Annotated in this window: 11 protein-coding genes and 1 pseudogene; all 12 read right to left on the bottom strand. The window is 68.0% G+C overall.

Annotation, left to right across the window (positions count from 1 at the left end):
• Positions 1 to 49: 49 nt before the first annotated feature.
• Complete coding sequence (locus tag DOM67_RS10255; RefSeq protein ID WP_110675608.1) at positions 50 to 691, bottom strand: urease accessory UreF family protein; 642 nt, start codon at positions 689 to 691, stop codon at positions 50 to 52.
• Positions 692 to 738: 47 nt separating this feature from the next.
• Positions 739 to 1,317 (bottom strand): urease accessory protein UreE, encoded by a 579-nt coding sequence (gene ureE / locus DOM67_RS10250; RefSeq protein ID WP_110675535.1) that lies wholly within the window; start codon positions 1,315 to 1,317, stop codon positions 739 to 741.
• Positions 1,318 to 1,339: 22 nt separating this feature from the next.
• A complete protein-coding gene (ureC, locus tag DOM67_RS10245; RefSeq protein WP_198651779.1) occupies positions 1,340 to 3,046 on the bottom strand; it encodes an urease subunit alpha in 1,707 nt (568 codons plus the stop codon).
• 152 nt (positions 3,047 to 3,198) lie between these two features.
• Positions 3,199 to 3,501 (bottom strand): annotated as a pseudogene (locus DOM67_RS10240) (urease subunit beta); the annotation flags it as partial.
• 211 nt (positions 3,502 to 3,712) lie between these two features.
• Positions 3,713 to 4,015, bottom strand: a complete 303-nt coding sequence (locus DOM67_RS10235; RefSeq protein WP_035469373.1) for an urease subunit gamma — start codon at positions 4,013 to 4,015, stop codon at positions 3,713 to 3,715.
• A 223-nt stretch (positions 4,016 to 4,238) separates the two neighbouring features.
• Positions 4,239 to 5,156 carry an urease accessory protein UreD gene (locus DOM67_RS10230; RefSeq protein ID WP_110675533.1) on the bottom strand — a complete coding sequence of 306 codons (918 nt, stop codon included), beginning with the start codon at positions 5,154 to 5,156 and terminating at the stop codon, positions 4,239 to 4,241.
• Entirely contained in the window at positions 5,153 to 5,848 is a 696-nt protein-coding gene (gene urtE / locus DOM67_RS10225; protein WP_110675532.1) for an urea ABC transporter ATP-binding subunit UrtE, read from the bottom strand. The genes DOM67_RS10230 and urtE overlap by 4 nt, the downstream gene beginning before the upstream one ends.
• Positions 5,842 to 6,681 (bottom strand): urea ABC transporter ATP-binding protein UrtD, encoded by an 840-nt coding sequence (urtD, locus tag DOM67_RS10220; protein ID WP_110675604.1) that lies wholly within the window; start codon positions 6,679 to 6,681, stop codon positions 5,842 to 5,844. Before urtD ends, urtE begins: the two co-directional genes overlap by 7 nt.
• Before the next feature lie 20 nt (positions 6,682 to 6,701).
• Entirely contained in the window at positions 6,702 to 7,763 is a 1,062-nt protein-coding gene (urtC, locus tag DOM67_RS10215; RefSeq protein ID WP_110675531.1) for an urea ABC transporter permease subunit UrtC, read from the bottom strand.
• Complete coding sequence (urtB, locus tag DOM67_RS10210) at positions 7,760 to 9,391, bottom strand: urea ABC transporter permease subunit UrtB (RefSeq protein ID WP_232825203.1); 1,632 nt, start codon at positions 9,389 to 9,391, stop codon at positions 7,760 to 7,762. Before urtB ends, urtC begins: the two co-directional genes overlap by 4 nt.
• Before the next feature lie 114 nt (positions 9,392 to 9,505).
• Positions 9,506 to 10,813, bottom strand: coding sequence for an urea ABC transporter substrate-binding protein (gene urtA / locus DOM67_RS10205; protein WP_110675530.1), 1,308 nt, complete (start codon positions 10,811 to 10,813; stop codon positions 9,506 to 9,508).
• 360 nt (positions 10,814 to 11,173) lie between these two features.
• A complete protein-coding gene (locus tag DOM67_RS10200; RefSeq protein ID WP_110675529.1) occupies positions 11,174 to 12,973 on the bottom strand; it encodes an acyl-CoA dehydrogenase C-terminal domain-containing protein in 1,800 nt (599 codons plus the stop codon).
• Between the last annotated feature and the right edge of the window lie 41 nt (positions 12,974 to 13,014).

Here is a 13,014-nt window from a genome sequence, read left to right as displayed (position 1 = left end):
CTCGGTATGACATCGGGTAAGCCCCGGAAGGCTCATCCCGATGCCGACATCAGCTGCGAAACAGTCGCGAGTACTGTGTCTCGTGCAGCGCACTGGCCAGAGCCAGCCCCGGCAGCGCCGGGCCCAGGGCATCGTCATCGAGCTCGGCGGCCCGCGTCACCGCTGCCGCCAGTGCCGGGCGCAGCCGCTCCACCAGCCGCTGGGCCGCGGTCTGCCCCAGCGGCAACGCCTTGCACGCCGCTGCCAGCTGGTTCTCGAGCCAGGCCCAGGCGAATCCCAGCTGGGCATCCGCCAGCGCGATGCCGCGCCGCTGCGCCGCCCAGGCGAACAGCGTGACGTAGGTGGGCGTCGGCGGTAGCCAGCCATCTTCCGGCAGCAGCCCCAGATCGCCGAGCAGGCGCGCCAGCGACTGCCCCAGGCGCAGATCCTCCTCGGCCAGCTCGTGGGTCTCACGATTGGCCAGCAGCCAGTCGTTCCAGGCCGCCAGCGCCTCGCGATCCCCGCTCTCCCAGGCTTGCCACAGGCGTTCGAGCAGCGGCAGTTCGCAGCGGGCCAGGCCATCCTCGAGCACTCCGTCAAGCCAGGCACCGAGACTCGCTTCGTCCCTCACCCAGCCGAGTTCGAAGGCGCTTTCCAGCCCCTGCGACCAGGCAAAGGCGCCGATCGGCAGCGCCGGGCTCACCAGCTGCATCAGACCCAGCAGCGCCAGGGGCGAGCGTGTCGACTCTTCTGCCACGCTCAGTGCTCGTGGCCGCGGCCGCGCGGCACGAAGTCATAGACCAGAGCACCCCCGGTAGCGCCACGCTCAGACTCGTGCTCGTGCTCGTGCGTGTGGCCGTGACCGTGATCATGTCCATGACTGTGGCCATGGGCGTGGCCTTCGGCATAGGCCCCGGACTCCGGATCGAAGGGCGCGCGGTGGCGCTCTAGGGTCGCCCCCAGGCGGGTCGCCAGCGCCTCCAGCACATGGTCGGGCGGAAAACGCACCCAGCCGCACTCGCCCTCGGCACCCAGTGCCAGCTGCACATGGCGGTTGCCCAGGTGGTAGCAGAGCCTGGCCAGCGCCAGCGTGCCCTCGACCCGGGCCGTGACCACCGGCTCGTCGGCGGCGCGCACCGCGATCACCTCACCGCTCTCGGCGCGCAGCAGCGCACCGTGGCGCAGCACCGGCCCGCGGTCGAGAAACAGCCCCAGCTCGCGCCCGGCATCGCTGGTGGCCTTGAGGCGCCCGCGGCAGCGCAGCTCGAAGGGGAGCGTGACGCTGTCGTCGGCGACAATGTCACAGGCCGCGTCCAGGCGCTCGATCAACTTCAACATCGTGTCGTCCTTCTCGTCCGCATCAGAACAAATGGTAGCGCTGGGCCAGCGGCAGAGTGGCCGCGGGCTCGCAGGTGAGCAGTTCGCCATCGGCGCGCACCTCGTAGGTCTGCGGGTCGACCTCGAGCTGCGGGCAGGCGTCGTTGAGTTTCATGTCGCGCTTGCGCACCCCGCGCACGTCCTGAACCGCGACCAGGCGGCTCGCCAGATCCAGGCGTTCGCCCACGCCCGCCGCCAGCGCTGCCTGGCTGACGAAACTGACCCGGGTGGCGCTGGCGGCGCGACCGAAGGCGCCGAACATCGGCCGGTAGTGCACCGGCTGCGGGGTCGGAATCGAAGCGTTGGGATCGCCCATGGGCGCCGCCGCGATCATCCCGCCCTTGAGGATCAGCGCCGGCTTGACGCCGAAAAAGGCCGGATCCCACAGCACCAGGTCGGCCAGTTTGCCGACTTCCACCGACCCCACCTCATGGGCCAGGCCGTGGGTGAGCGCCGGGTTGATGGTGTACTTGGCGATATAGCGCCGGGCGCGGAAGTTGTCGCAGCCGCGCTCGACATCCTCCGCCAGCAGGCCGCGCTGTGTCTTCATCTTGTGCGCGGTCTGCCAGGTGCGGCAGACCACTTCGCCGACCCGGCCCATGGCCTGGGAGTCGGAGGCGATCATCGAGATCACGCCGAGGTCGTGGAGGATGTCCTCGGCGGCGATGGTCTCGCGACGGATGCGCGAATCGGCGAAGGCCACGTCCTCGGGGATATTGGGGTCGAGGTGGTGGCACACCATCAGCATGTCGAGATGCTCGTCGACGGTGTTCACGGTGTAGGGTCGCGTCGGATTGGTCGACGACGGCAGCACGTAATCCTTGGCGCAGGCGGTGATGATGTCCGGCGCATGGCCGCCCCCGGCGCCCTCGGTGTGATAGGTGTGGATCCCACGCTCCTTGAACGCGGCCAGGGTATCCTCGACGAAGCCCGACTCGTTGAGGGTGTCGGTATGGATCGCCACCTGAACGTCGTAGCGCTCGGCCACGCTCAGGCAGTTGTCGATGGAAGCCGGCGTGGTGCCCCAATCCTCGTGCAGCTTGAGCCCGATCGCCCCGGCCACGATCTGCGCTTCGAGCGCCTCGGGCTGGCTGGCGTTGCCCTTGCCGAGCAGGCCGATGTTCATCGGCAGGGTGTCGATCGCCTGGAGCATCTTGCCCAGGTGCCACTCCCCCGGGGTACAGGTGGTGGCGTTGGAGCCGGTGGCGGGCCCGGTACCACCGCCGAGCATGGTGGTGACCCCGCTCATCAGCGCCTCCTCCACCTGCTGCGGGCAGATGAAGTGGATATGGGCATCGATCGCCCCGGCGGTGAGGATCTTGCCCTCGCCGGCGATCACCTCGGTGCCCGGGCCGATGACGATGGTCACCGCCGGCTGCACGTCAGGGTTGCCGGCCTTGCCGATGGCGGCGATACGCCCCGCCTTGAGACCGACATCAGCCTTGACGATCCCCCACCAGTCGAGGATCAGCGCATTGGTGATCACGGTGTCCATCACCGCCTCATCGCAGCGCTGGCTCTGGCCCATGCCATCTCGGATCACCTTGCCGCCGCCGAACTTCACCTCGTCGCCGTAGTGGGTATGGTCCTGCTCCACCTCGATCCACAGCTCGGTATCGGCGAGCCGCACCCGGTCGCCCACGGTGGGGCCATACATATCGGCATAGGCCTGACGTGAAATCTTCACCATCAGTTCGCCTCCTGATCTTGGCCATCTCGGTCGCGTGAGCTCCGCGTGTCTTCGGGCACGTCGGTTCGCGCATCTTCGGTTCGCGCGTCTTCGGGCGCGTTAGTTCGCGCGTCTTCGGGCGCGTCGGTTCGCGCGGCATCGGGCGCGCTAGAGAGCGCGCCCATGACCTCGCCGCGGAAGCCGTAGACATGCCGTCGGCCGGCGAACGGCACCAGCGTCACCGCCCGGCGCTGCCCGGGCTCGAAGCGGATCGCCGAGCCCGCCGGTACGTCGAGCCGATAGCCCCGCGCGACGCCACGGTCGAACTCGAGCGCCGGATTGGTCTCGGCGAAGTGGTAGTGCGAACCGACCTGGATCGGACGGTCGCCGGTGTTGCCCACCGTCAGGGTGATCGAGTCCAGCCCCGCGTTGAGCTCGATCTCGCCCTCTTGCAACTGGTATTCACCGGGAATCATGGTCGCCCCTCAGAAAGTGCTCACAAAATGCCTGCGCTCGGCAATACGGCGTTGAAATCGACCTCGTACGCGAGCCCGAGCTCGGCGCCCCCGTCAAAATACTCATTTACTCAAGTAAACTGGTGCGCCAGCCCGGTCCTTTTTTCGCCCGCTTTCGCCTTAGCTACGCGCCCCGATCTGGCCTTCGCTCGTCGAATTTGTAACCACCGTCTTACACGATGGGTGAATGCACGGTCACCAGCTTGGTGCCGTCGGGAAAGGTCGCCTCGACCTGCACTTCGGGGATCATCTCGGCGACCCCCTCCATCACGTCGTCGCGGGTCAGGATCTCGCGACCGTAGCCCATCAGCTCGGCCACGCTACGCCCGTCGCGGGCGCCTTCGAGAATCTCGAAGCTGATCAGCGCCACCGCTTCCGGGTAGTTGAGCTTGAGCCCGCGCGCACGGCGGCGCTCGGCCAGCTGTGCGGCGGAGAACAGCAGCAGCTTGTCTTTGTCTCGGGGTGTCAGTTCCATCGCCTCGTCTCCAGGGCTTGCGGGCGCAGGGCGCCCTTGATCGTTATGGAAACGCTGCATAAATGCCTGCGCTAGCGAATCGCTGCGTTGCGTGGTACTCGAACACTCGCCTAACCCCATGTTATGTCTCGTGTTCTGTGTTCCATGCGCCTTGCGCTTCATCTCGCTCGTCGATTTATTCAGCGTTTCCTCATCGGCGGCAGTGTCGGGTGCGCCAGCCGTATCAGGTGCGCCAGATGCGCGGCTCGCACGCCTCGCGCTCGGCCAGCAGCGGCCGCAGCGTCTGCCAGGCAGCCTGGCAGTAGTCCCAGGCCTGGTTGCGCGAGTCGCCCAGATAGCGCAGCAGCAGTACGCCGAGACGCTGGGTGACGGCCCACTGCGGGGCCGCCGGCAGCGCCTCGCGCAGCGCCGCCACCGCTGCCTCGGGGGACGCCAGCCCGGCCGCCCACAGGGTCGCCTGGACGCTCGCCCCGCCCTGCCCCCAGCGCCCCCGGAAGCGTGCGTGATGCGGATCGAGCGGCTGACGCTCGAGCCACAGCGGACGGCCGTCGCGGGTCAGGCGGAAGCGCTGTTCGATGGCGCCGCTGACGAACGGCAGTGCGCCCTCCGGACGTCCCAGCGCCATCACCTCCCAGCCCAGGCAGCAGGCGTCGCCGCTGAGCGCGACCGTGGTGCTCTGCACCCCGCGCGAACCGTCGAAGGCGATGGTCTCCTGGGGCAGCCACTCGAGCAGCCCGCCGGCGGCGACCTGCAAGTGATTGCTCTGCTGCCAGGTCACGCCCTGGCTGTCGGCGCGGTAGAGCTTGGTCGCCGCCGGCGTGGTCAACAGCGCATGGGCGTCGGCCTCGACCGCGATCTCCAGCGCCAGCGCATCACCACTGACCAGCCCGCCCGGCGGGTGCAGCAGATAGACGTGGCAGGGCTCGACCAGCGCCGGGTGCAGCGGCTCGGGGTAGAACGGCCGCTGCACCCGCAGTGGCCCGCGATGGTGCGCCCGGGTCAACCGGGTGCGCCCGCCGTGCGCAGTCTCGCGCCGGTCGAAGGCGAGCGCCAGCCGCGCCTCCCAACGGCGCCCGGCGTCGAAGCGGTGGCCGGAGTCCGGGGGGCTCGGATGGCGTTGCGGTGCGGGGTCTGCGCTCATACCGTGAGATGTCGCCGAATCAGGTCGTCGTCGAGATCGGAGATGTCACCGCTGGCCACGGCCTGGCCCCGATCCATGATCATGAAGCCGTCGGCGTAGCGGCGCGCGAACGGCAGTTTCTGCTCGACCAGCAGCACGGTCAGCCCGGCCTCGCGGTTGAGCCGCCGGATCACCTCGCCGATCTGGGCGACGATATTGGGCTGGATGCCCTCCCCCGGCTCGTCGAGGATCAGCAGGCGCGGGTCGAGCACCAGCGCCCGCCCGATCGCCAGCTGCTGCTGCTGGCCGCCGGAGAGGTCGCCTCCGCGACGATAGCGCATCTCACGCAGGACCGGGAACAGCTCAAAGATGCGCTCGGGAATGCGTCGCTGGCGGTCACGCCGCGCCGGCAGGCCGATGCGCAGATTCTCTTCCACCGTGAGGGTGGGGAAGATCTGCCGCCCCTGGGGCACATAGCCGATCCCCAGACCGGCACGCGCCTCGGCACGCCTGGGCAGCAGCGGCTCACCATCGAAGTGAATAGTGCCGCCACGGGCGCTCACCTCCCCCATGATGGTCTTCAAGAGCGTGGTCTTGCCGACCCCGTTGCGCCCCATCACACAGGTGCAGCGCCCGGCCGGCACCGTCAGCGACAGGCCCCGCAGGATATGGCTCTCGCCGTAGTACTGATCGAGGTTGTCCACGCTCAGCATCCGCTCGCCTCCTCGTCACCGCCCAGATAGACCTCCACCACCCGCGGGTCGCTGGCCACCTGATCCAGGCTACCCTCGGCCAGCACGCTGCCCTGGTGCAGCACCGTGACCTTGCGCGCGATCTCGCGTACGAACCCCATGTCATGCTCGACCACCACCACCGACTGCTGCCCCGCCAGCCGCATCAGCAGCTCGGCGGTGCGCTGCATCTCCGGCTCGGTCATGCCGGCTACCGGTTCGTCCACCAGCAGCAGGCGCGGGCGCTGCATCAGCAGCATGCCGATCTCCAGCCACTGCTTCTGACCGTGGGAGAGCACGCCGGCGAGCCGGTGCCGCTCGGCGGTCAGGCCGATGGTCTCCAGCACCTCGTCGATGCGCGCCTGCCCGGCGCCATCGAGCCGCGCCAGCAGGGTCTTCCACACACGGCGATCACCGGCCATGGCCAGTTCCAGATTCTCGCTCACGTCGAGCGCCTCGAACACCGTCGGCTTCTGGAACTTGCGCCCGATGCCGAGATTGGCGATCCGCGGCTCGTCCAGGGTCAGCAGATTGTGCCGGCTGCCGAACCACACCTGGCCGCTGTCCGGGCGCGTCTTGCCGGTGATGATATCCATCATGGTGGTCTTGCCGGCCCCGTTGGGGCCGATGATGCAGCGCAGCTCACCGTCGTCGATGGTGAGATCGAGTCGATTGATGGCACGAAAACCGTCGAAGCTGACGCTGACATCCTCCATGTAGAGAATCGGCCCGTGACGAACGTCCACCGGCGACTGCGCCGGCAGCATGAAGTCGAACACCCGGTCGGGGCGCGACAGCTCGCGTAGCTGCTGCACCCGAGTGCGTGCGCTCTGATTCATGTCGCTCCCTCCTGCCGGCGTCGCCATGCCAGCACCCCGGCGATCCCGCGGGGCAGCGCCATGGTCACCACCACGAACAGCCCGCCGAGCAGGAACAGCCAGGCATCCGGCATCGCACCGGTCAGCACGGTCTTCAGATAGTTGACCACCAGCGCACCGAGCAGCGCGCCGAACAGCGTGGCCCGCCCGCCCAGCGCCACCCACACCACCACCTCGATCGAGAACAGCGGGGCGAAGGTGCTGGGATTGATGATGCCCACCTGGGGCACGTAGAGCGCGCCGGCGATCCCCGCGATCATCGCCGAGACCACGAACAGCGAAAGCTTGACGTGCTCGACCCGATAGCCGAGAAAGCGCACCCGCGCCTCGGCGTCACGGGTCGCCACCGCGACCCGCCCCAGCCGCGAGACCACGATCGCCCGGCACAACCAGAACGCCAGCAGCACGGCGCTGCCGGAAGCCACGAACAGCGCCACGGTCATGCCGTCAGCGGCCAGACGGAAGCCGAGCAGCTCGCTGAAGCGCGTCAGCCCGGTGCTGCCGCCCATCCCCATCTCATTGCGGTTGAAGGCCAGCATCAGGGCAAAGGTCATCGCCTGGGTGATGATCGAGAAGTAGACCCCGGTCACCCGCGAGCGGAAAGCCAGCCAGCCGAACGCCAGTGCCAGGATCCCCGGCGCCAGCACCACCGCCAGTGCCGCCAGCGGGAAGCTCGCCATCAGCCCCTGCCAGCCGGACAGGGACCCGCCCTGGGCATTGAGATAGAGCCCCATGGCGTAGCCGCCGAGGGCGAAGAAGGCGCCGTGGCCGAGGCTGAGGATGCCCAGGTAGCCCCAGATCAGATCCACCGCCAGCGCCAACAGCATGTAGGTGAAGTACTTGCCCAGCAGCGCCACCGTGGCGCTGCTCACATACAGCGGGTTGCTTGCGGGCAGCGCATGCAGCCCCAGCACCAGCAGCATGCCGCCGATCAGCAGCGCCGAGGTGATCAGCGTGGCGCGGGAGAGAAATGCCTGCCGCGAGCGATCCCGGTTCGGGTCGAGGGATGAGTGACTCATGAGACGCGTCCTTTGGGCGCAAAGATCCCCTGTGGGCGTTTCTGGATGAACAGGATCACTCCGACCAGTACGATGATCTTGGCCAGCACCGCACCGACCCAGGGCTGCAGCACCTGGTTGATCACCCCCAGCGACATCCCGGCGACCAGGGTGCCCCACAGATTGCCGACACCGCCGAACACCACCACCAGGAAGGAGTCGACGATATAGCCCTGGCCCAGGTTCGGCCCCACGTTGGTGAGCTGCGACAGCGCCACCCCGGCAAGCCCCGCGACGCCGGCCCCGAGCCCGAAGGTCAGCATGTCGACCCGCGCCGCACGCACGCCCATCGCCCGTGCCATGGCGCGGTTCTGGGTCACTGCGCGCACCTCCAGGCCGAGCCGGGTGTAGCGCATCAGCGCCCACAGCGCGGCAAACACCAGCAGGCAGAAGCCAAGCACGCCGAGGCGATTCAGGGTCAGCGACAGCGCATCGTTGATCTGCCAGGCGCCCTGCAGCCAATCCGGCGACGCCACCCGCCGGTTGAGCGGCGAGAACAGCGTGCGCACCAGCTGCTGCAGGATCAGGCTCAGGCCGAAGGTCGCCAGCAGCGTCTCCAGCGGCCGCCCCTTGAGAAAGCGAATCACCGTACGCTCGATCAGCACGCCGAACGCGCCGGCGACCAGGAAGCCGCCGGGGATCGCCAGCAGCAGCGCCAGCCCCGGCTGCCCCGGCAGCGCCTGCTGGATCAGCCAGGTGGTGTAGGCACCGATCATGATCAGCTCGCCGTGGGCCATGTTGATCACCCCCATGACGCCGAAGGTGATCGCCAGGCCGATCGCCGCCAGCACCAGGATCGAGCCCGCGCTCAAGCCGAAGAACAGCGTCTGTGCGCGGTCGTACCAGGCGCGTTTGCGCTCGATGCCGTCGAGCACCCGCTGCGCCTGTGCGGCGAGCTCGCCGTCACCCGCCGCCAGCGTCGTCAGGCTGTTGCGTACTCGCGTGTCGAGATTGCCGGCGAGAGTATCGAGGGCCCCGGCGTCGCCCTGCTGCGCGGCATACAGCGCGAGCGCCACACCCAGACGCGCACGCACGGCTTGGCTCTCTTCCTGCTCGCGGCTGGCGCGCACGCTCTCGACATTGTCGGCGCTCACCTCACCGATCAAGCGGTCCGCCGCCGCCAGACGTGCACGCTCGTCACCCTCGGCCAGCGAGAGCGAGGCGATCATGCCCTGGAGCTGGGTGCGCAGCGCGTTGTTGATCTTGAAGATATCCACCGTACGCCGGGAGCCGCTGCCGGCATCGGCAAAGGTGATCGCGTCGATCAGCGGCCACTCGCGGCCGCTGTCGTCGGTGACGATATAGAACTGCTCACCGCGGCGCTCCTTGCCCAGGCGGCCATCGAGCAGCGCCTGCAACCAGCGCGTCTTCTGGGTCGCCTGGCTGTCGGCGATCGCCTGGGCGGCCTCGCCCTTGGCCTGAAAACTGCGCGTATCGAGCGCCTGCAACAGCGCTCTGGCCTGTGTCTCGTTGACCGCCGCCGACGCCGTGGTGGCCAGCGCCGCGCACAGCAGCAGCAGGCCGAGCAGCAGCGAGTGGCAAAGCCTGCGACCGCGCTGGCGGTCCCCGCCGAGGGAATTCATCATCATGGTGGAACGCTCATGCTGCGTTGCCGTTAGCCCCGCGCCATCCGAACGGCGGCGCGGGCACGTGCGCGGGCGGCGGGCGCCGCGGCATGGCCGCGGCCGGGCCCCGCCCCCCGATCAGTTCGTCCCTGCGCCGTCTTCGCAGACCATGCGCTCGACATCGAGCTTTCCGCAGCGCAGCGGCGCACGCCAGTCGCTGATCAGGTTCTTCGACGCCGGCAGATAGTCGGACCAGGCGTCACCGGCCACCGTGGTCGGGGTCTGCCATACCACGCTGAACTGACCGTCATCCTGGATCTCGCCGATCATCACCGGCTTGGTGATGTGGTGGTTGGGCATCATCGTCGCCGCACCGCCGGAGAGATTGGGCACGGTCACGCCGATGATCGCGTCCTTGACCACGTCGACATCGGTGGTGCCGGCCTCCTCGACCGCCTTGAGCCACATGTTGAAGCCGATGTAGTGAGCTTCCATGGGGTCGTTGACCACCGCGTCCTTATTGCCGGTGTAGGCGACCCAGGCATCGATGAAGTCGTAGTTGGCGTCGCTGTCGACGCTCATGAAGTAGTTCCAGGCCGCCAGATGACCGACCAGCGGCGCAGTGTCGATACCGGTCAGCTCCTGCTCGCCGACCGAGAACGCCACCACCGGGATGTCCGAAGCCTTGATCCCCTGGTTGGCGAGTTCGTTGTAGAACGGCACGTTGGCATCGCCGTTGATGGTCGAGACCACCGCGGTCTTCTTGCCCTGGCTGCCGAAGTCCTTGACCCGGGAGACGATCGACTGCCAGTCGCTGAAGCCGAACGGCGTGTAGTTGACCATGATATCGTCGTCCGCCACGCCGTTCTCCTTGAGGTACGCCTCGAGGATCTTGTTGGTGGTGCGCGGATAGACGTAGTCGGTGCCCAGCAGCGCCCAGCGCTCGACGCCCTGTCCCATCAGGTAGTCGACCGCGGGGATCGCCTGCTGGTTGGGCGCGGCGCCGGTATAGAAGATGTTCTCGGAGGACTCCTCGCCCTCGTACTGCACCGGATAGAACAGCAGACCGTTGAGCTCCTCGACCACCGGCAGCACCGCCTTGCGCGAGGCCGAGGTCCAGTTGCCGAAAATGACGTCGACTCGCTTGTCACCGGTAAGCAGGGTGCGCGCCTGTTCGGCGTAGAGCGACCAGTCCGAGGCCGGGTCCATCACCACCGGCTCCAGCTGGCGCCCCAGCAGACCGCCCGCCTTGTTCTGCTGGTCGATCAGCATCAGCATCTCGTCTTTCAGCGTCGATTCGCTGATCGCCATGGTCCCGGAGAGGGAGTGGAGGATACCGACGCGGATCGGGCCATCGTCGGCGGCCAGCACCGGCGCAGAGAGACCTGCCAGCGTGGTGGCGAGGGCGGAGGTTGCGATCAGTTTGCGTAGGGCTGTTGTTGTCATGAGACGCTCCTGAAGAATCCCTGGATGGGTGCCCGGCGCCGCCGGCGCACCCCGCCCTGGCTCTCATGCATTTTCCGTGCCCTTTTTTCCTGCGCCGACACCCTTGTATACAAAAAAGTCGCGCATCGCGCACCGTCAGCGCGCGTCATGACCGCTCAGGGCGCGCCCCGAGGCGCTTCCCTAGGCGCCTGGAGTTCGTCTCGGTATTAGATTCATGAGTCAGGTCAAGACGTTGGCAGCACCGCCCGACACCGGGGCATATGCACCAGAATGGATACAAAAAAAGGCGCTCGTATCACGAGCGCCCCAAAAGCGTGCAAACCACCGATCGATACTCATCGACGCCAGCGCGCCTGTTCGTCAAAAACGCATCTCTCCCAGGGCCATCAATCCCGCCGCCCCCGCCTCGAGCTGGCGCGCGTGGGCCTCGCTGCGCGGCAACAAGCGGTCGAGGAAGTGCTGCCCCACGATCAGCTTGTCGCGATAGTCGGCCTCACCCAGGGCGCCGCCCTGGTCGAGCCCACGCACCACGGCGCGAGCCGCCTTCCACCACATCCAGGCGTAGACGCTGAGCCCGGTCAGCTGCAGGTAGTCGTGGGCCGCCGCACCGGCCTCGGCCGGGTCCTGGCGGGCGCGCTCGAGCAGCTGGCGGGTCGCTCGTTCCAGCCGCGCCGCAGCGGCCTCGGCAGCCGCATGGAAGGGCCGCAGGCGCGGGTTGGTGCCGCCACCATCCTCCAGGTCCGCGCGCAGACGCGCCAGCAGGCGCTCGACATACGCCCCCTCGTTACGCACCAGCTTGCGGCCCACCAGATCCATCGCCTGGATGCCGTTGGTGCCTTCGTAGATCATGGCAATACGCGCATCGCGCACGAACTGCTCGGCGCCCCACTCGACGCAGTAGCCGCTACCGCCATAGAGCTGTTGCGCCTCGACCGTGGCCTCGAAGCCACGATCGGTCAGAAACGCCTTGGCCACCGGGGTCAGCAGCGCCACCATCTCCTCGGCATGGGCACGGGTCTCGGCATCCGGATGGTAACGGGCGCGGTCGAGTTCACGGGCGACGAAGGCCGCGAACAGCCGCCCGCCTTCGTTCCAGGCGCGCACGTCCAGCGCCATGCGGCGCACGTCGGGGTGTACCAGGATCGGGTCGGCGGGCTTGTCCGGCGCCGCCGCACCGCCGGGGGCGCGGCTCTGCAGACGCTCGCGGGCGAAATCGATCGCGCTCTGGTAGGCGATCTCGCCCAGGCCCAACCCCTGCATGCCGATCGACAGCCGCTCGTAGTTCATCATCGTGAACATCGCCGCCAATCCCTGGTGCGGCTCGCCGATCAGCTCGCCCCGCGCCGCCTCGAAATGCATCACGCAGGTGGCACTGGCCTTGATGCCCATCTTGTGCTCGAGACCGCCGCACACCACGCCGTTGGCCTCGCCGGCCTGCCCCTCGGCATCGACCCGGCGCTTGGGCACCAGGAACAGCGAGATGCCCTTGGCACCCGGCGGTGCGTCGGGCAACTTGGCCAGCACCAGGTGAACGATATTGTCGGTGAGGTCGTGCTCGCCGCCGGTGATCCAGATCTTGCTGCCGGTGATGGCGTAACTGCCGTCATCGTTGGGCGTGGCACGGGTCTTGATCAGCCCCAAGTCGGTGCCGCAGTGGGGCTCGGTCAGGCACATCGTGCCCAGCCACTCGCCGGCGTAGAGTCGCGGCAGATAGCGCGCTCGGGTCGCCTCGTCGGCGTACTGGTCGAGCAGCAGTGCGGCGCCGTTGTTGAGCGCCAGATAGAGCGCGAAGCTCGAGTTGCTGGCGTAGAGCATCTCGTCGAAGGCCAGCGTGAGCAGCTTGGGCAAGCCCTGGCCGCCCAGTGCCGGGTCCCCGCCGAGACCGCACCAGCCCCCCTCGGCGAACTCGGCGAAGGCGGCGCGAAACCCCTGCGGCGTGGTCACCCGGGCGCCATCGAACTGGCACCCCTCGGCGTCGCCGCTGGCGTTCAGCGGCAGCAATTCGGCGGTGACCAGCCTGCCGGCCTCCTCCATCACCGCATCGGCAAGCTCGGCGTTGAGCTCGGCGGTGGCCGGCATCGCCGCCCATTCACGCTCGGCGGCGAAGACCTCTTCGCGCACGAAACGCAGATCGTTCAGCGGGGCTCGATAGTGTGCCATGACCTCTCCTGCGGCGAATGTCGAATGCAGCCAGTTTCAAA

The sequence above is a fragment of the Salinicola sp. RZ23 genome (assembly GCF_003206675.1).
Lineage (GTDB): Bacteria > Pseudomonadota > Gammaproteobacteria > Pseudomonadales > Halomonadaceae > Salinicola > Salinicola endophyticus.
The sequence above is the reverse complement of the archived record's forward strand: the minus strand, read 5'-3'. Positions and strand labels throughout refer to the sequence as shown.

Bases quoted from the DNA above. Each gene is read 5' to 3' on its own strand.
- urtE (WP_110675532.1), bottom strand. From the start codon at position 5,848: ATGCTGAGCGTGGACAACCTCGATCAGTACTACGGCGAGAGCCATATC.
- ureE (WP_110675535.1), bottom strand. From the start codon at position 1,317: ATGTTGAAGTTGATCGAGCGCCTGGACGCGGCCTGTGACATTGTCGCC.
- DOM67_RS10235 (WP_035469373.1), bottom strand. From the start codon at position 4,015: ATGGAACTGACACCCCGAGACAAAGACAAGCTGCTGCTGTTCTCCGCC.
- urtA (WP_110675530.1), bottom strand. From the start codon at position 10,813: ATGACAACAACAGCCCTACGCAAACTGATCGCAACCTCCGCCCTCGCC.
- ureC (WP_198651779.1), bottom strand. From the start codon at position 3,046: ATGGTGAAGATTTCACGTCAGGCCTATGCCGATATGTATGGCCCCACC.
- DOM67_RS10200 (WP_110675529.1), bottom strand. From the start codon at position 12,973: ATGGCACACTATCGAGCCCCGCTGAACGATCTGCGTTTCGTGCGCGAA.
- DOM67_RS10255 (WP_110675608.1), bottom strand. From the start codon at position 691: ATGCAGCTGGTGAGCCCGGCGCTGCCGATCGGCGCCTTTGCCTGGTCG.
- urtC (WP_110675531.1), bottom strand. From the start codon at position 7,763: ATGAGTCACTCATCCCTCGACCCGAACCGGGATCGCTCGCGGCAGGCA.
- urtB (WP_232825203.1), bottom strand. From the start codon at position 9,391: ATGATGATGAATTCCCTCGGCGGGGACCGCCAGCGCGGTCGCAGGCTT.
- DOM67_RS10230 (WP_110675533.1), bottom strand. From the start codon at position 5,156: ATGAGCGCAGACCCCGCACCGCAACGCCATCCGAGCCCCCCGGACTCC.